We start from the raw sequence: 17,894 nt of genomic DNA, 5'->3' as shown, positions 1-17,894 counted from the left end.
GACAGTGCCCGAGCAGGCGCGCAAAAGGAGTTGCAGCATGATTGTCCGTCCGGTCCAAGTCAGCGACCTGCCAGCGTTGATGACGCTGGTGCAACAGGCCGGGCCGGGGTTCACCACCCTGCCCGCCAACGAAGATCGCCTGGCCCACCGGGTGCGCTGGGCACAACGGGCGTTCGCCGAGCAGGTCGAGCGGGCCGATGCCGATTACCTGTTCGTGCTTGAAGACGACGAACAGCGCGTGGTCGGCGTCAGCGCCCTGGCCGGGGCCGTCGGCCTGCGCGAGCCGTGGTACAACTATCGGGTCGGGCTGACCGTCAGTTCGGCGCCGGACCTGGGTATTCAGCGGCAGATTCCGACGCTGTTCCTCAACAATGAACTGACCGGCCAATCGGAACTGTGCTCGCTGTTCCTGCGCCACGACCAGCGCCACGGCAGCAATGGACGTCTGCTGTCGCTGGGGCGTTTGCTGTTTGTTGCCGAATTCCCGCACCTGTTCGGCGAAAAAATGATCGCCGAACTGCGCGGCAGTGCCGACGAACAAGGCCGTTCGCCGTTCTGGGACAGTCTGGGCCGGCACTTCTTCCAGATGGACTTCAGCCACGCCGACCACTTGTCCGGGCTCGGCAACAAGGCCTTCATCGCCGAACTGATGCCGCGCCAGCCGCTGTACACCTGCCTGCTCACCGAACAGGCCCAGGCCGTGATCGGCCAGGCCCACCCGAACACCGAGCCGGCGCTGAAAATCCTCCAGGCCGAGGGTTTTGCCCATAAAGGCTATATCGACATATTTGACGGCGGCCCGGTGATCGAGGCGCCGATCCGAAGCATCCGCACGGTGCGCGACAGCCTGGAACTGACCCTGAGCATCGGCACGCCGGACGATCAGGCGCCGCTGTGGCTGATCCACAATCGGCGCCTGGAAAACTGCCGCATCACCGTCGCGGCGGGACGCCGGGTCGGCAGTAGTCTGGTGATCGACCGCCTGACCGCCAAACGCCTGCAATTGCAACCGGGCAACTCGGTGCGGGCGGTGCCGTTGCCCAATCGACAGCAGCAGGCGGTGGCGGCCTGAGCTCAGATTCCTGGAGAGAAAGCGCCTGAACAGGTTTTTCCTGGTTAACGTCCTCGTTAATTCGTCATGATCCTTGACCCATTGGCGTGATAGCCTTTTCACCTTCGGCGTTGACACCTTTGCTCAAGCCTTTCCATTCCTTTGTATTGGTGGAACTCGTATGACCAGGCTTTCTCATCAAGATTTGCGCCGTAACTTCCGTCAGCTGCTGGCTTCCGACACCTGCTATCACACCGCCTCGGTGTTCGATCCGATGTCTGCCCGCATCGCCGCTGACCTGGGTTTTGAAGTAGGGATTCTCGGCGGCTCGGTCGCCTCGTTGCAGGTGCTGGGCGCTCCGGACTTTGCCCTGATCACCCTCAGCGAATTCGCTGAGCAGGCCACGCGCATCGGCCGCGTCGCCCAATTGCCGGTGATCGCCGACGCCGACCACGGCTACGGCAATGCGCTCAACGTGATGCGCACCATCGTTGAACTGGAACGCGCTGGCGTCGCCGCGCTGACCATCGAAGACACACTGCTGCCAGCACAATTCGGCCGCAAATCCACCGACCTGATCACCGTCGCAGAAGGCGTCGGCAAGATCCGCGCGGCACTGGAAGCCCGGGTCGATTCGGAAATGGCGATCATCGCCCGGACCAACGCCGGCATCCTGCCGAACCAGGAAATCATCAGCCGCACCAAGCAGTACCAGGCCGCCGGTGCCGACGGTATCTGCATGGTGGGTATCCAGGACTTCGACCAGCTCGAGCAGATCGCCGAACACCTGACCGTCCCGCTGATGCTGGTGACCTACGGCAACCCGGCGCTGCGCGACGACAAACGCTTGGCCGAACTGGGTGTGCGCGTGACCATCGACGGCCACGGTGCCTACTTCGCGGCGATCAAAGCGACTTACGACAGCCTTCGCGAACAGCGCCAGATCTTCACCCAGGCTTCCGACCTGAGCGCCACCGAACTGACCCACACCTACACCCAGCCTGAGGAATACATCCTCTGGGCCAAGGAATACATGAGCGTCAAAGAGTAACCTCGCACCACGCTACAAAGAGGCAGAGCGGCCCGACGCCATCACGAGTCCACTCGCATGGCGCCCGCCGCGAAACCGCTAGACCGCTGTCTTGAAGCCTTCCTCCCGCTGTAATGCCCGCGTCTGAATCACGTTCAGAATGGCGCAGCCCTCTCGCATCAACAGATGCACTGCGCTGGTAATGCGCGTCAGATCACAATCGGAAATGCCCTTGAGGTCGAGACTGGAAAAGGTGTCCGCCAGATCGCGCACGACCACAAAACGGTGCACCTGATCGTCGATCGTTCCCACGCTCCGCGTGGGAATGCAGCCCGGGACGCTCTGCGTCCCTTCCAGAGCCGAACGCGGAGCGTCCGTTGAGGCATTCCCACGCAGAGCGTGGGAACGATCAGGCGGCTGTTACCGTTTCGCCAACTCCATAATCATCCGCGACAACAGATAAATCCGCGGCGCCACGCTCTCCACCTCCGCGTATTCCTCCGGCGTATGAATGTTGCCGCCGACAATCCCGAACCCGTCCAGCGTCGGTGTCCCCACTCCGGCCGACAGGCTCGCATCCGCCGCCCCGCCGCTGCCTTCTTCGGTCAACTTGCGGCCGATTTCGCCGTAGATCCCTTGCGCCATCGCCATCAAACGATCCGACTCCGCCGTCTGCGGCATCGGTGGCAAGCCTCGCTGCAATGAGGTCTTCACTTCGATGTCAGGAATCAGTTTGTCCTGGGACACCCGCGCCAGATCCTTCTCGATCCGGTCGAACTCTTCCGGCACCGCCGCCCGCACGTCAGCCTTGGCCGTGGCCTGATCCGGGATCACGTTGGTGCGATCACCGGCCTTGAGCACGGTGAAGTTGATGGTGGTTTTCCTGGCTTCGTCGCCCAGCTTGCCCAGTTGCAGGATCTGATGCGCCGCCTCCATCGCCGCGTTGCGCCCCAGTTCCGGCGCGACGCCGGCGTGGGCCGCCTTGCCCTTGACTTCGACCAGAGCGGTTGCGCTGCCCTTGCGCCACACCACCAGGCCATCGGCCGGGCGGCCCGGTTCGAGGTTGAGGGTGACGTCGTGAAGTTTGGCGGTTTTCTTGATCAGGTCGGTGGCGACGTCCGAGCCGGTTTCTTCGCTGGCATCGAGCAGGAAGGTGATTTGCGCGTAGTCCTTGAAGTCGAGGTTCTTCAGAATTTTCAGCGCGTAGATGCCGGCGACGATCCCGCCCTTGTCGTCCATCACGCCCGGCCCGTAGGCGCGGCCGTCCTTGATGTGGAACGGTCGCTCGGCGGCGGAGCCTTCCTTGAACACCGTGTCCATATGCGCCATCAGCAGGATTTTCGCCTTGCCTGTGCCTTTGAGCGTGGCGAGCACATGGTTGGTTTTTTCCGGCGTATTGGGCACCAGCTCGATGGTGGCGCCGAGCTTTTTCAGCTCGTCGATGGCGATTTCGCTGACTTGCTTGAGCCCCGGTTCATAGCCGGAACCGGAGTCGATATTGACCAGGCGCTCGAGCAATTTCAGGGCTTCGGGCTTGTATTGCTCGGCGTCGGCCAGCACTTGTTTGTGTGGTTCGGCAAAGACACCGGAGGCTGCAAAAGTGAGGGACAGACCGGCCAGCAGAGAACGACGGAAATTGAACGTCATGAATCAATCCTTGTTTCGTGTCGGGTACTGAACCGTACCTGACATCGCCCCAAGGCTCCATCCCGGATGCGACACCCGATCCGTTCAAACCGAATCGAATACCTCGCGCCGCGGCTTGTCGTCGCTGCAGCAAATCACCCGGTTACGCCCGCCGGCCTTGGCTTCGTACAGCGCCTGGTCGGCGTCATCGAGCCAGCGTGTCGCGTCGCCTTGGGCCGGATCGAGTGCCGCCAGACCGATGCTCAGGCTGACTTTCAGCGCCGGGTTCTGTTCGTACACCAGAAAGGAAAAACGCTCACGCAAGGCTTCCATCGCCTGCACCGCATTGAACAGCGGCAAGTCCGGCAGGATCACGCAAAATTCGTCACCGCCGTAGCGCCCCGCCACATCGGCCAAACGCAGGTTCTGCTTGAGCATCTTGCTCAGCTGGCGCAGGACGATATCGCCAGCCACATGGCCGTAGGTGTCGTTGATCGCCTTGAAATGGTCGATGTCGATCAGCGCAATCGCCGCACCGCTCTGCTGGCGTTTGCAGCGTTGAAACTCGACTTCCAGTTGATCCTTCCAGGCGCCGTGATTGAGCAGACCGGTGAGGCTGTCGGTGCGGCTCAGGGCCAGCAATTCGCGTTTATGCAAGCCGAGGGTGTAGGCCTGGCGAAAGCAGATCCAGCCCAGCGCCAGCGGATACAGCATCAACAACGGCAGACAGGCATAGAGCTGTGCCGGCGTGGTCATCGGGACGAGCGCGGGGGCAAACACCACCAGCCCGACGCCGACGCCGAGCAACTGCGCCGCCGCTCCGGCCAATAGAAAACGAGCACCACCGATAGCGACGTTGTTCATCGCCATCATCGAAATGGTCGTGGCACTGGGCAAGGGATTGAAGTGCATGGCGGCGACCCAGAAGCCACCGAGAAAGGCGTCGATCAACAAATTACGGTGTTCGGCGTGGTACGGAACCTTCGCCCGGCGCGCCCATTGATACGCGAGGTGCGGCCAGACCAGGCCGTTGAACAGCATCACCGCCCAGACCCAGGCCGGCGGATCGAGTGGATACATCGCGACGCTCACGCACAAAAGCCCCAGAACCAGCCCGAGGATTCGCGATGTATAGAGCCTCCTGGCCAGTGAAAGTCCCTTTCCTCCCGTTCTTCCCATAGGGGCCTCGACCACTCGACGGCACTGCGCAGACCGCAGACCCGATGTATTGGGAGTCTATCAGGGCAACGTCAAATAGCCATCACCGGCCAGCGGGCCGAATACCCCGTCATCAGCACCACACGGCGAGCAAATGATTGGCTATACATGAAAGGAAGAAAATGGAAAAAAGACTCTAAAAAGGAGGCCCATGCAGACCTATCAAGTGTTGATCATCGGCAGCGGTTTTGGCGGCCAGTGCGCGGCGGTCAACCTGCTCAAGGCCGGTATCGACGACTTTCGCTTGCTGGAGCGCCGCGACTTCTTCGGCGGCACCTGGTGCCAGAACACCTACCCCGGCGCAGCAGTGGATGTGCCGTCGCCGCTGTATTCGCTGTCGTTTGCGCCTTACCGCTGGACCCAGATGTTCGCCGAACAGGCTGAACTGCACCGCTACACCGACCATGTGGTGGAGCGCTTCGGCCTCGGTGATCGGGTAGAACTGGAGGCCAATGTCGAGCGCGTCGAATGGAACGACAACGACAAACGCTGGGCCGTATACACCGGAACCAAAGGCATTTTTTATGCGCAGTTCCTGATCAATGCCACCGGGCCGCTGAGCCAGCCGGTTATCCCACACTTTCCCGGCCAGGATCGCTTTCAGGGCAAGACCTTTCATACAAACAATTGGGATCACAGCTACGACTATCACGGTAAACGCGTGGCGATTGTCGGCAGCGGTGCCAGTGCGGCTCAGGTGATTCCGGCCATTGCACCGAAGGTCGCCCAATTGCACGTGTTTCAGCGCACAGCGCATTGGGTGCTGCCCCGTGCCGATCGTACGTTCGGGCGATTCCAGCGCTGGCTGCTGGGTCTGAAACCGGCCTACAAGCTGCTGCGCTGGATGATCTACTGGCAGTTCGAAACCCGGGTTATCGCCTTCAAATATTCGAAACCGGCGATTCACATGGTGCAGCGACACGCCCTGAAGTTTCTCAAACGCCAGGTGACTGACCCCGAGTTGCGGAAAAAACTGACACCGGACTTCACCATCGGCTGCAAACGGGTGCTGCTCTCCAGCACCTACTACCCGGCACTGACCCGGCCCAACGTCACGTTGCACAGCCGCGAGCAAGGCATCGCCAGCCTCGACGAAACCGGCATCGTCACCACCGATGGCCAGCACATCGACGTCGATCTGATCGTCTGGTCGACCGGTTACGACGCCACCGACGGCGTGATTTCCTACCCGGTCAGCGGAAAAAACGCCGTGCAACTGCGCGATGTCTGGGCGCAGTACCCGCGCGCCTACCTCGGCACGAGCCTGCCGGACTTTCCCAACCTGTTTATCGTCACCGGGCCGAACACCGGCATCGGCCACACCTCGGCGCTGTTCATCATCGAATCGCAGATGAACTACATCCTCGACTGCATCCGCATCTTGCAGGCCAATGGTCTGCGCAGCATCGAGGTTCGCCCCGAAGCAGAACGTACCTACACTCAGATGATTCACCGAGAAATGGAACGCACGGTCTGGAAAACCGGCGGCTGCCACAGTTGGTATCAAAGCAAAAGCGGTCATGTGATCGCGATGTTCCCCGGCTTCAGTTTCAGCTACCACCGGTTGACCCGGGCGCTGAAACCGGCCGACCACATTCTGTCTTGAACAAGGAAGACCCACGATGCTTTTGCTGTTTGTCGCCCTCGCGGTTTTCGTGGCCTGGAGCTGGTTGAGTTACCCGGCGGTCGGCCACTGGCTCTACGATCTGAGCGCGGCCCTGGAGGCCAGGCTATACCGGTTGCACAAGATTGAAGTGCCGATTGCCGAAATGACCGTGTCGACCTGGCAAGGCGGGCCTTATGAAGCGTCGAGCAGCATTTTGATGCTGCACGGCTACAGCGCTGAAAAAAACCTGTGGCTGCGCTTCGCCCGGCATTTTGTCGGGCAGTACCGGGTGATCATTCCGGACCTGGCCGGCCACGGCGAAACCGGCTTCAAGGCCGGCGGTGGCTACGACATTCCGGTGCAGGCCAAACGCATGATCCAGTTGCTCGACGTCTGCGGCGTCGAGAAAGTCCATGTGATCGGCAACTCCATGGGCGGCTACATCGCCGCGTGGCTGGCGGCGACCTACCCGGATCGCATTGCTTCGGTGGCGCTGATCGACCCGGCGGGTGTCACAGCGCCCGAGCCCAGCGACATGGAGCGCCACCTCGCCCGTGGGCACAATCCGTTTCTGATCAATTCCCGGGAAGAATTCCGACGTTTCTATGCCATGACCATGGCCTCGCCACCGTGGGTGCCCGGTCTGGTGCTCGACGCGATCGCCCAGCGCTACGAACAATGCCGCGACGAACTGGAAGAGATCTTCCGGGATTTTCGCGCCAGCCCGCCGATGGAACCGAAACTGCCGGACATCAAATGCCCGGCGCTGTTGCTATGGGGCCGCAAGGACCGGTTGATCGACGTCAGCAGCGTACCGGTGTGGAGCAAAGGCATCAGCAATCTGCGGGTCGATGTCTGGGATGGTGTCGGCCATATGCCGATGGTCGAACAACCGTCGAACACGGCACGTCTGTATCGGGAGTTTCTGGGGGAAAACTCGCGCCAGGACAGGTAAACGGTCAGTCGTTGGCAGAATGAAGTTCGTAGGATTCTTCGTTTGCCCGCGTCGGCGAAGGCTGCGATCTTTTCCGACATCCTTTACGTGACCGTGCCAGGAATTTTTTTCATGACCGTGCAGCCTTTCGTCAGCCCCGACCTGATCCGCCAACGCTTCTCCAAAGCTATGTCCGACATGTACCGCGAAGAAGTGCCGCTGTACGGCGCGTTGATGGAACTGGTGGAACAGACCAACCGCGACGTGCTGGCACGCGAGCCGCAAGTCGCCAGTCAACTGCACAGCACCGGCGAAATCGAACGGCTGGACATGGAGCGCCACGGCGCCATCCGCGTCGGCACCGCCACCGAACTCGCCACCCTCGCCCGTTTGTTCGCAGTGATGGGCATGCAACCGGTGGGCTATTACGACCTGACCCCTGCCGGGGTGCCAGTGCATTCCACGGCGTTCCGGGCGGTGCATGAAGATGCGCTGCAGGTCAGCCCGTTCCGGGTGTTCACTTCGTTGTTGCGACTGGAATTGATTGAAGACCCCGAGCTGCGGGCCTTCGCGCAATTGGTGCTGGATAAGCGTTCGATCTTTACGCCATCGGCGCTAAGGCTGATCGAACAGGCTGAATCTGCTGGCGGCCTGAATGAGTCCGAGGCCGGGGAATTTGTCCTGCAAGCGCTGGAGACTTTTCGCTGGCACCACAGCGCCACCGTCACCGCCGCGCAATACCAGACGCTCAGCGCCCAGCATCGCCTGATCGCCGATGTCGTCGCGTTCAAGGGCCCGCACATCAACCACCTGACCCCGCGCACACTGGACATCGACATCGTTCAGGCGCAGATGCCACTGCATGGCATCACGCCCAAAGCGGTGATCGAAGGCCCTCCGCGCCGGCAGCATCCGATCCTGTTGCGTCAGACTAGTTTCAAGGCGCTGGACGAGCCGATTGCCTTCACCGACCAGACGCAAACCCGCGGCAGCCACAGCGCCCGCTTCGGCGAAATCGAACAACGTGGCGCGGCGCTGACCCCCAAGGGCCGTGCGTTGTACGACCGGCTGCTGAACGCGGCACGCGATGAACTGGGCGATTTCCCCAACGAAGCCAATGCCTCACGCTACAACTCGCTGATGGCCCGGCACTTCAGCGAATTCCCTGACAGCCTCGAGGGCATGCGCGAGCAGGAATTGGCGTATTTCCGTTATTTCCTGACAGGCAAAGGAAGTCGTCCCGCTGATGTTTCGCTGCAAGGGTTATTACGCGAAGGCTATGTGAAAGCCGAACCGCTGGTGTACGAAGATTTCCTGCCAGTCAGTGCGGCAGGGATTTTTCAGTCGAACCTGGGGGATGCGGCGCAGACACACTATGGCGAGCATTCCAATCGACAGGCGTTCGAGCTGGCCCTGGGGCGTTCGACCATTGATGAGTTGGGCCTGTATGCCGAAACCCAGCAACGTTCGATTGAGGAATGTCTCGCTACAATCGCCCGATCCGCGTGAAAAGCGGCGATTGGCCATACTGCGCAAGAAGTTGCGCACTTGTTTCGTAAAAATGCTCACCGATTCCGCTGGAGGCCATGTGTTTAAAGGCCTCCAGCCAAGTGCGCAAGAAGTTGCGCAGTACTGCGCAACTTCTTGCGCACTTTGAGCTACCTGGCTGATCAAAATACGCTCAAACCCGCGATGCAAAGCGGTCAAGTCCCCGGCTCCCGGGGACGTGGAAAAAGCTGGCACGCTCCTTGATAACAGTCAGGCACCCACCGGGCGATTTCGCCTCCCGGGCACCCTAACTTTATCCGCAAGGAGAGCATCCCATGGCAACACCAGCGTACATGTCGGTTACCGGCGAAAAACAAGGCCTGATCACTGCCGGCGCCTTCACCGCCGACTCCGTTGGCAACACCTACCAGGAAGGCCACGAAGACCAGGTCATGGTTCAGGCGTTCAGCCACGACGTGATCATCCCGCGTGACCCGCAATCCGGTCAGCCAACCGGTCAGCGCGTTCACAAGCCAGTGATCATCACCAAGGTCTACGACAAGGCTTCGCCACTGCTGCAAGCTGCTCTGACCTCCGGCGAGCGCATGAGCGAAATCGTTATCCAGTGGTACCGCACTTCGGCTCAAGGCACCCAAGAGCACTACTACACCACCAAACTGGAAGACGCGATCATCGTCGCCATCAACAACAAGATGCACAACTGCCAGGATCCATCGAACGCCCACTTCACCCACCTGGAAGAAGTGCAGTTCACCTACCGCAAAATCACCTGGACCCACGAAGTATCCGGTACTTCGGGTTCCGATGACTGGCGTGCTCCAGTCGTTTAATTACGGCTGATCGTTACAAGCATCGGCCAGCTCTGCTGGTCGATGTTGTTTACGCCCCTCCAGAATTTCGCGTGCGTTGAACCGCCTGGCGGTCGTCGACACACGCCGTATGCAGCACGAGGAACAAGGGATGTTCGCGCCGGCCAATGAAACCCACTTTGCCCTGACCATCGAAGGTCTTTCCGCCGACTTTCAGGTGTTTACCCTGACCGGCCGGGAAGCCATCAGCCAGCCTTTTGTGTTCGAGGTGGAGCTGGTCAGTGAGCAGCCGTCGCTGGACCTCGAAACCCTGCTGCACAAACCGGCCTTCCTGCAGCTGTCGCCCGACGGCAGCGGCATCCACGGCCTGATCTACCGCGCCGCGCAAGGCGATTCCGGCAAGCGCCTGACGCGCTACTCCGTGACCCTGCGCCCGCAACTGGCGTATCTCGCGCACCGGATCAACCAGCGGATCTTCCAGAACCTCAGCGTGCCGAAAATCATCGGCAAGGTCCTCGAAGAACACGGCATCCAGGGCAACGCCTACGCCTTCCAGACCGGTTCGATCTACCCCGACCGCATTTACTGCGTGCAATACGACGAATCGGACCTGCATTTCATCCAGCGCCTGTGCGAAGAAGAGGGCATTCACTACCACTTCCAGCACAGCGCCACGGGCCACAAACTGGTGTTCGGCGATGACCAGACGGTGTTCAAGAAACTGGCGCCGGTGGCCTATCAGCAGGACTCCGGCATGGTCGCCAGCAACCCGGTGATCAAACGCTTCGACCTGCGCCTGGAAACCCGTACCAGCCGCACCACCCGCCGCGACTACGACTTCGAAAAACCGCGCCTGACGCTGGAAAGCGAAAACCGCGGCGACGCCCTGCCCGACCTCGAGGACTACGATTACCCGGGCCGTTTCATCGACCGCGAACGCGGCAAGCGCCTGGCCAAACGCGCCCTCGAACGCCACCGCAGCGACTTCCAGCTCGCCGAAGGCAAGAGTGATCAGCCGCTGCTGGTCAGCGGCCATTTCCTCGCACTCAAAGAACACCCGAAAGCCAAGTGGAATGACCTGTGGCTGCTCACCGAAGTCCATCACGAAGGCAAGCAGCCGCAGGTGCTGGAAGAATCGGTCACCAGCGACACCACCGCGCTGAAAGACGATTTCCATCAGGGCTACCGCAACCGCTTCCAGGCCACCCCGTGGGACGTGCCGAACCGCCCGCCCCTGCGCCACCCGAAACCGCGCATCCTCGGCAGCCAGAGCGCCGTGGTCACCGGACCGAAAGGTGAAGAAATCCACTGCGACGAATACGGCCGCGTGAAAGTCCAGTTCCACTGGGACCGCGACGGCCAGGCCGACGACAAGACCAGCTGCTGGCTGCGTGTCTCCAGCGCCTGGGCCGGCGCCCAGTACGGCGGCATCGCCATCCCGCGCATCGGCATGGAAGTGCTGGTCACTTTCCTCGAAGGCGACCCCGACCAGCCGCTGATCAGCGGCTGCCTGTACCACAAGGAAAACACCGTCCCGTACGCCCTGCCGGCAAACAAGACCCGCACCACCTTCAAGACCCTGAGTTCGATGGGTGGCGGCGGCTTCAACGAACTGCGCATCGAAGACAAGAAAGGCCAGGAACAGATCTTCCTCCACGCCCAGCGCGACTGGGACGAGAACATCGAACACGACCAGAAAATCCGCGTCGGCAACGAACGCCACGACGTCGTGGAAAAAAACAGCTACACGGAATTCAAGGCCGAAGAACACCACACGGTTTACGAAGACCGCAAAGTCGAAGCACGCGCCAACGACCACCTGACCGTGGGCGTGAACCAGCACATCAAGATCGGCACCGGGCAATTCATCGACGCGGGGCAGGAAATTCACCTGAGCAGCGGGATGAAGGTGGTGCTGGAGGCTGGGGCTGAGCTGACGCTGGTCGGCGGTGGCAGCTTCATCAAGATCGATGGCGGCGGCGTGACCATGAGCGGGCCGGCGATCAACATCAACTCCGGCGGAGGACCGGGCAGCGGCACCGGTGCAGCCCCGTTGATGCCGGGCGTACTGAAGCAGGCAGATGCCGACAAGGCTGGCGCCGTACTGACCCCGGCGCAAATCAACACCCTCAAACGTAATGCGCCGTTCTGCGAAGAGTGCGAAAAATGCAAGGCAGGTGCCTGTGCCATCTAATCGACTGACACCCAAAGACTGGCTGGCGCAACAGCCGCTGCAAAAAGATGAGCGTCTGTATCTGGTCATCAGCGCCGCCAGTGATGCCGAAGCGCTCAAAGCCTTGTATCAGAGCGAACCGTCCGTCCAGGCCATTCCCGTCTGGGGCGGAACGCCCTACTCCACCTGGCAACCGGTGATGCCTTACGTCGCCGAACTCAAGGCCAACTCGGCCTTCCTGCCCTGGATCACCGAAACCGACGCCCTCGACTGGGGCTGGCTGGCGGTCTCCCGCTCGGAGCCCAACGAAGTTTTCGAACATCTGCGCAGTTTGACCCAGGTGAAGATGCCAGACGGGACCGAAGTGTTTTTCCGGTTCTGGGATGGACGGCATATCTATCCGATTCTTGAAGGGTTGGGTGAGACGGCTGGGGAAGTGTTGCCGGTGTTTGAGCGGTATCTGATTAATGGTCGGAGCCTGGAAGTCGGGCCGAGGGTGGTGCCGAAGGCGAAGGATTGGCCGTGGTGGGAGGTGCCGAAGAAGTTGCTGGATCAGTTGGCGAAAGAGGATCACACGACGCTGGTCGCCAACTTGATGCAATGGCTCGAAGAAGCACGCCCGGACCTCTACAGCGCATGGCCCGAGAACAACCTGAAACTGAAAATCACCCGTTTCGTGCGTCGCCCGGATGCTCCGGACAACCTTAAAGAAGCACTGTTAAACCACCTGATTCTGGAGCAAGGCTGATGGATCGCGTTGCCTTTGTTGACAACCAACTGAACACCTTCAAGGACAGTCTGAAGCTGTATCAGGAACAGACCAAAACCTGGTACGCCAGCGTCGCCGACAAAGCCAGCCGGGCGGCTGATCTCCCTTCCCTGCTGGGCATGGAGCGAGTGATCAAGGTAGGTGATACCAGCAAGTCGGTGAGCATGACCGACGGCGACTTCACTTCGAACGTGGCCCAGTGCCCGTTGAAGGGACCGCTGCTGATCGAGAGCAAGTTCGAATCGGTTTATGACATTCCTGTAGGCGATATCGAAGTCGAGATCGTCGCTGTGGAAGGTGGAGCAGTCAGCAAGGTCAAACTCGATCAACAAGGCAAAGCCAGCTGGACCGGTGGGATTCCCGGCAAGTTCTACAAAATCCGGGTTCACAACGAAGTGACACCCGCGCAGATCGACGCTCTGTTCAGCTCCTACAGCGGCGTGACAGCAGACCTCGAAGGTTTCCTGCGCAAGGAGTGGGCCGGGTTCAAACCACAGTGGTCGAACCTGTCGGCTTCGGGCACTGCGATGGCGATCGGCAACGGCATTCTTGAAGGTGGCTGGGAAGCCATCAAAGGCGTGTGGGATGGCATCAGTCTGGTGCTCGACATTCTGCAAGACCCCAAGAAGTTTGCGAATGATCTCGGTGCCGGCGTCCAGGACCTGATCAACGTCGCCAAAAGCTCGCCAGACATCATGAAAAAAGCCATGTTGCTGGCCAGCGACGAAGCCGCTTTGTTCCTGCTGGTACGCAGTGCCGTGATCTGGCTGGCAGGCTTGCCGCCAATGAAGATGGCCGGCGACGTTGCGAAGATGACCACGGCCATTGTCGTCGGCATCGCGATCGACATCGTGATTGGCGTGGTACTGACGATTGCAGCTGAAGGCACAGGGGTTATCTACCTCGCCGCCCGACTGAAGAAGTACGGTGAGCTTGTCATCAACGCTGTCACCAGCTTCGTGAAGTCGCTATTCAAGATCATCAATGGCTTTATGGAGTACGTTGCCAAATACACTGCCGTTGCGGCACGTGGGGTGACGGCGAAGGTGAGAAACGGCGTCTCGGAGTTGCGTTTCGACGGTAAGCGAGTGACAACCGTCGAAGCACCAAAAGCCCATCACGACGCGCCTGCACAATCCAAGACGCCTGACGAAAAAAGTGCAACTTGCGCTAAAAACACATGCACGAATGGTTGCCCGGTTTCGATGGTGACCGGAGAAGAACTGCTGACACTGACTGATGGGGAACTGAATGGTATTTTTCCATTTTCCTGGACTCGTCTTTATCGCACTAGCGCAGCAGAAATCGATTGTGGCCTTGGCTATGGCTGGAGTCATGCGCTGGCACAACGGGTTGACGTCAACAATGATGAAGTAGTCTGGACTGACCACGAAAATCGAGTTATCACATTCCCGCTGCCGAGCCTGCAACGTCCAGCAATAACAAACAGCCTTTCTGAAGCTGCAATTTTTATTGGTGATGATCCCTCTGAGATCATCCTTGCTCAGGCTGGCGAACGCTCCCAGTTTTATCATTTCCGCTACAACCGTACCGGCGCAACACTGATTGCTGTCAGCGACGCGTATGGCAACAGGCTGCATATCACTCGCGATATCCATGGCCGCATCAAGCGAGTCGATAACGGTGCAGGTCGTGCGTTGCTACTGCGGTATGACCGCAAACACATCGTAGCCATCGAATATCAGCAATTCATCCCAGCAGACAATCTGGAAGATGCATGGAGCACAATCCAGACCATAGTTGCTTATAGCTACGACTCAGAACATCGACTGATCGCGGCAAAAAACGCAGCAGGTGAAACGGAGCACTACGCATACAACGCTCAGAACGTCATCCTAGAACGACGCCTTGCTGGTGGTGCCATCTTTTACTGGGAATGGGAAAAGGAAGGTAAATCTGCCAGGTGCATCCATCACTGGGCTAACTTTTCGCAAATGGACACGCACTACGCTTGGGATGATAAAGGTAGTGTTACTGTCACCAATGCGGACGGCAGTGAAGAGGTCTACACCCACGATGACAAAGCACGACTGGTCGCCAAAGTTGACCCTGACGGTGCTGAAAATCTCAAAGCCTATGATGACAAGGGTCGTTTGGTCGCAGAGCAAGATCCTTTAGGTGCAATTACTGAATTCCATTACAACGAAACCGGGCGACTGATTGCGGTTATTCCACCAGAAGACGAACCCACCGGCTATGAGTACAGCCATGGATTCGTGAGCAAGGTCAGTCGCGGAAAAGCCACTTGGAAGTACCAACGCAACAACCAGGGCGATGTAACGCAGCAGACTGATCCAGATGGCAACACGACCCACTACAGCTACGACAACCGGGGACGACTGCTGGAAATCAGTTACGCCGACGGTGGCCGTCATCAATTGGGCTGGAACAACCTTGGCCAATTGTTGGAGGAGCGCCTCCCCGACGGCGGTAAGCGTAAATATCGCTACGACGCACTCGGCCGGCAAATCACGCGCCAAGATGAGTCCGGCCAGATTACCCAGTATCAGTGGGATGCCGCTAACCGTCTCTCGCAAATCACCCTGCCAGGCGGAGCCACTCGCGCTTACACCTATAACCCATATGGGCGCGTGACTGCCGAACGCGACGAACTCGGCCGCGTCACCCGTTACGAATATGCCGACAACCTGCACCTTGTCAGCCGTCGCATCAATCCTGACGGCAGCCAGCTGCGCTATCGCTACGACAACTCGCGCCTGCTGCTGACCGAAATCGAAAACGAGCGCGGCGAGCACTACAACCTCGACTACTTCCCGAATGGCCTGATCCAGCAGGAAACCGGCTTCGACGGTCGTCGCACTGCGTACGAATACGACCTCAATGGCCAGTTGCTGAAGAAAACCGAATTCGGCGATGACGGCAGCGAGTTGGTGACTGAATACCAACGCGATGCCGCAGGCAGGCTTCTGGTGAAAACTCTTCCCGATGGCGAAGAAATTCACTACAGCTACGACGCCCTCGGCCGCCTGGTCAACGTCGACGACGGACACTGGCCGCTCGCCTACGAATACGACCTGCAAGATCGCCTCGTCACCGAACACCAAGGCTGGGGCACCTTGCGCTATGAGTACGACAGCGTCGGCCAGCTCAAGCATTGTCGCTTGCCCGATGGCAGCAAACTCGATTACCGCCATCAACCCGGCGGCCTGCTCAGCGGCATCGATCTCAACGGCTCGCGCCTGACGTCTCACCAGTTCAGCGGTGGTCGCGAACAGCAGCGCCAGCAGGGCCTGCTGCTCAGCCAGTATCAATATGACGAACAGGGCCGCTTGCAGGCTCACAGTGTCAGCCAACGCGACAAAAACCTGTTCCAGCGCCGCTACAACTACGACGCAAACGGCAACCTCGCCGGTATCGACGACAGCCGCAAAGGTAGCCGCAGCTACCACTACGACCCGCTTGATCGCTTGATCAGCGTTCGTGGCTCGACACCGGAAAGCTTTGCTCATGATCCGGCCGGTAACCTGCTCGGCCAGAACAACGAAGGCACAGCCAACCTCGCCAACGTCAAAGGCAACCGTCTGCTGATGCAGGGCGACCGCCACTACGACTACGACGCCTTTGGCAACCTGATTCGCGAACGCCGTGGCGCTGGCCAGAAACTCGTCACTGAATACCGCTACGACTCCCAGCATCGACTGATCGGCGCGAGCCTGCCGGGTGGCAGCACCGCGTCCTACAAGTACGACGCTTTCGGTCGTCGCATCGAGAAAACTGTCGATGGCCATACCACCGAATTCTTGTGGCAAGGCGAACGTCTGATTGCCGAAAGCGGTGACAATCGTTATCGCACTTATATCTACGAACCCGGCAGCTTCCGCCCGCTGGCCATGCTCGACGGCGAAGGCCCGCGCAAGGCAACGCCGTTCTACTACCAGCTCGATCATCTCGGCACACCGCAGGAGCTCACCGACTACAGTGGCGAGATCATGTGGTCCGCGAAGTACCGCGCATACGGCAACCTTGCCGCGCTGGACGTTAGCGAAATCGATAACCCGTTGCGCTTCCAGGGTCAGTATTTCGATGCAGAGACGGGCCTACACTACAACCGTCATCGCTACTACAATCCGGGGACTGGGCGTTTTCTGACTCCGGATCCGATCAAGCTTGCGGGTGGGTTGAATAACTACCAGTACGTGCCTAACCCTACGGGGTGGGTGGATCCGTTGGGGTTAAATACGTGTCCGGGAGGAACAAACTGTCAGCCGGGCCAACAACCCGATGATCACAGTAATGCAGCAACAAAGGATGGGGCTCCGACACCTCCAACGCCCTATACACACTTCCCTAGTGACCCGAATGAACTGACTCAAGCGCTAGGAGTTCAACCGAAGGTATCGCAGACTCAGCACGGAACGCAGCGAATGCTTTGGGAACCGAACGCAGATACACGCATAAGATATGAAAGCCATCCTGGAGATGCAGGACCTTTCAATGCAAGACACCATGGTGAGCATTATCATATTGAGTTGAAACCTTCTAACGTGACTTGGAATCAAGCTAAAAAACAAGGTTTGGTAGAGAAAGCCAAGCCTGACAACTACCAACCTGGGCATGGAACTGGCTTCCTGCCTGGTGAAAAACACCCAGGACAGTAAAATGAACGATTTTTCCATCACTGACGGCACGATACAAAAAATAACAAGCCTTCCGGGAAAACTTTCAATAGATTTTAAAGATTGGAAAGAAGATAGCTGGACGCTTATATTTGAGAACCTTATTGCGTTTCAAAGTATTGGCGCAGAAGGCGAGGAAATTGCGGAGATCTCGATGCAAAAATCAGAATTTCTAGAAAATCTGGATCAGGATGATTTGGAACAAGATTCAAAAAGCTATTCTTTTCTCTGTGCCTGGTACCAAAAACCAGTATTAATAGTAATCGCAAGCAGTTTCGAACAAATAAAATCATAAAAATCAAAAAACAAAAAGGGGCAGATTTATTCTTCACCAATTCAAATAACTCTGCCCCTGAGGGATCGAAGGTGCGACGCGCGCGTTCACCTACAACGTCTACATCAACGCCACTGCAAAGTCGCTGCAAACTCAAAAACTCAAAGGGGACAACTCAAAGGTGACAGATTTATTTTCTTTAGCGAAGAATAAATCTGTCCCCTTTTCAAAAAATAT

At 58.8% G+C, this 17,894-nt stretch carries 12 protein-coding genes and 1 pseudogene; 10 read left to right on the top strand and 3 right to left on the bottom strand.

All coding sequences use genetic code 11. The features are described from left to right. Positions 1–37 precede the first annotated feature (37 nt). Both astA and ACM6JM_RS01135 read left to right on the top strand, forming a co-directional pair. Positions 38–1,072: an arginine N-succinyltransferase gene (astA, locus tag ACM6JM_RS01140; RefSeq protein WP_074687779.1), complete on the top strand. Its 1,035-nt coding sequence runs from the start codon at positions 38–40 to the stop codon at positions 1,070–1,072. 160 nt (positions 1,073–1,232) lie between these two features. After that, positions 1,233–2,102, top strand: coding sequence for an isocitrate lyase/PEP mutase family protein (locus tag ACM6JM_RS01135; protein ID WP_007956238.1), 870 nt, complete (start codon positions 1,233–1,235; stop codon positions 2,100–2,102). A gap of 78 nt (positions 2,103–2,180) precedes the next feature. Here the strand turns inward: ACM6JM_RS01135 and ACM6JM_RS01130 are convergent. The 3 genes and pseudogenes from ACM6JM_RS01130 to ACM6JM_RS01120 all read right to left on the bottom strand — a co-directional run. Next, a pseudogene (locus ACM6JM_RS01130) lies at positions 2,181–2,372 on the bottom strand (hypothetical protein); the annotation flags it as partial. Between the two features lie 129 nt (positions 2,373–2,501). Continuing rightward, positions 2,502–3,728, bottom strand: a complete 1,227-nt coding sequence (locus ACM6JM_RS01125) for a M20/M25/M40 family metallo-hydrolase (RefSeq protein WP_414881174.1) — start codon at positions 3,726–3,728, stop codon at positions 2,502–2,504. 84 nt (positions 3,729–3,812) lie between these two features. Then, entirely contained in the window at positions 3,813–4,886 is a 1,074-nt protein-coding gene (locus ACM6JM_RS01120) for a diguanylate cyclase (RefSeq protein WP_039767803.1), read from the bottom strand. 190 nt (positions 4,887–5,076) lie between these two features. Here ACM6JM_RS01120 and ACM6JM_RS01115 point away from each other — a divergent pair, with 190 nt between their 5' ends. The 8 genes from ACM6JM_RS01115 to ACM6JM_RS01080 all read left to right on the top strand — a co-directional run bounded on the left by ACM6JM_RS01115 (position 5,077) and on the right by ACM6JM_RS01080 (position 17,678). After that, complete coding sequence (locus ACM6JM_RS01115) at positions 5,077–6,531, top strand: flavin-containing monooxygenase (protein ID WP_074687777.1); 1,455 nt, start codon at positions 5,077–5,079, stop codon at positions 6,529–6,531. Positions 6,532–6,547: 16 nt separating this feature from the next. Continuing rightward, a complete protein-coding gene (locus ACM6JM_RS01110; RefSeq protein WP_039767801.1) occupies positions 6,548–7,486 on the top strand; it encodes an alpha/beta fold hydrolase in 939 nt (312 codons plus the stop codon). A 111-nt stretch (positions 7,487–7,597) separates the two neighbouring features. Then, complete coding sequence (locus tag ACM6JM_RS01105; protein WP_414881173.1) at positions 7,598–8,974, top strand: VOC family protein; 1,377 nt, start codon at positions 7,598–7,600, stop codon at positions 8,972–8,974. 314 nt (positions 8,975–9,288) lie between these two features. Beyond that, positions 9,289–9,804: an Hcp family type VI secretion system effector gene (locus ACM6JM_RS01100; RefSeq protein WP_039767797.1), complete on the top strand. Its 516-nt coding sequence runs from the start codon at positions 9,289–9,291 to the stop codon at positions 9,802–9,804. 130 nt (positions 9,805–9,934) lie between these two features. After that, positions 9,935–11,977 (top strand): type VI secretion system tip protein TssI/VgrG, encoded by a 2,043-nt coding sequence (gene tssI / locus ACM6JM_RS01095; protein ID WP_414881172.1) that lies wholly within the window; start codon positions 9,935–9,937, stop codon positions 11,975–11,977. Continuing rightward, entirely contained in the window at positions 11,967–12,704 is a 738-nt protein-coding gene (locus ACM6JM_RS01090; RefSeq protein WP_414881171.1) for a DUF4123 domain-containing protein, read from the top strand. The genes tssI and ACM6JM_RS01090 overlap by 11 nt, the downstream gene beginning before the upstream one ends. After that, a complete protein-coding gene (locus ACM6JM_RS01085) occupies positions 12,704–17,365 on the top strand; it encodes an RHS repeat-associated core domain-containing protein (RefSeq protein ID WP_414881170.1) in 4,662 nt (1,553 codons plus the stop codon). Before ACM6JM_RS01090 ends, ACM6JM_RS01085 begins: the two co-directional genes overlap by 1 nt. A gap of 1 nt (position 17,366) precedes the next feature. Continuing rightward, the gene (locus ACM6JM_RS01080; protein WP_414881169.1) at positions 17,367–17,678 is read left to right on the top strand and encodes a hypothetical protein; all 312 of its coding nucleotides are present in this window, start codon (positions 17,367–17,369) and stop codon (positions 17,676–17,678) included. Positions 17,679–17,894: the final 216 nt, after the last annotated feature.

This window comes from Pseudomonas sp. IT-P2 (assembly GCF_949767575.1).
Lineage (GTDB): Bacteria > Pseudomonadota > Gammaproteobacteria > Pseudomonadales > Pseudomonadaceae > Aquipseudomonas > Aquipseudomonas pharyngis.
Note: the sequence above shows the minus strand (reverse complement) of the source record. Positions and strands in the feature narration are given on the sequence as shown.

Coding starts and splice junctions, on each gene's coding strand:
- astA (WP_074687779.1), top strand. CDS start 38: ATGATTGTCCGTCCGGTCCAAGTCAGCGACCTGCCAGCGTTGATGACG.
- ACM6JM_RS01135 (WP_007956238.1), top strand. CDS start 1,233: ATGACCAGGCTTTCTCATCAAGATTTGCGCCGTAACTTCCGTCAGCTG.
- ACM6JM_RS01125 (WP_414881174.1), bottom strand. CDS start 3,728: ATGACGTTCAATTTCCGTCGTTCTCTGCTGGCCGGTCTGTCCCTCACT.
- ACM6JM_RS01120 (WP_039767803.1), bottom strand. CDS start 4,886: ATGGGAAGAACGGGAGGAAAGGGACTTTCACTGGCCAGGAGGCTCTAT.
- ACM6JM_RS01115 (WP_074687777.1), top strand. CDS start 5,077: ATGCAGACCTATCAAGTGTTGATCATCGGCAGCGGTTTTGGCGGCCAG.
- ACM6JM_RS01110 (WP_039767801.1), top strand. CDS start 6,548: ATGCTTTTGCTGTTTGTCGCCCTCGCGGTTTTCGTGGCCTGGAGCTGG.
- ACM6JM_RS01105 (WP_414881173.1), top strand. CDS start 7,598: ATGACCGTGCAGCCTTTCGTCAGCCCCGACCTGATCCGCCAACGCTTC.
- ACM6JM_RS01100 (WP_039767797.1), top strand. CDS start 9,289: ATGGCAACACCAGCGTACATGTCGGTTACCGGCGAAAAACAAGGCCTG.
- tssI (WP_414881172.1), top strand. CDS start 9,935: ATGTTCGCGCCGGCCAATGAAACCCACTTTGCCCTGACCATCGAAGGT.
- ACM6JM_RS01085 (WP_414881170.1), top strand. CDS start 12,704: ATGGATCGCGTTGCCTTTGTTGACAACCAACTGAACACCTTCAAGGAC.
- ACM6JM_RS01080 (WP_414881169.1), top strand. CDS start 17,367: ATGAACGATTTTTCCATCACTGACGGCACGATACAAAAAATAACAAGC.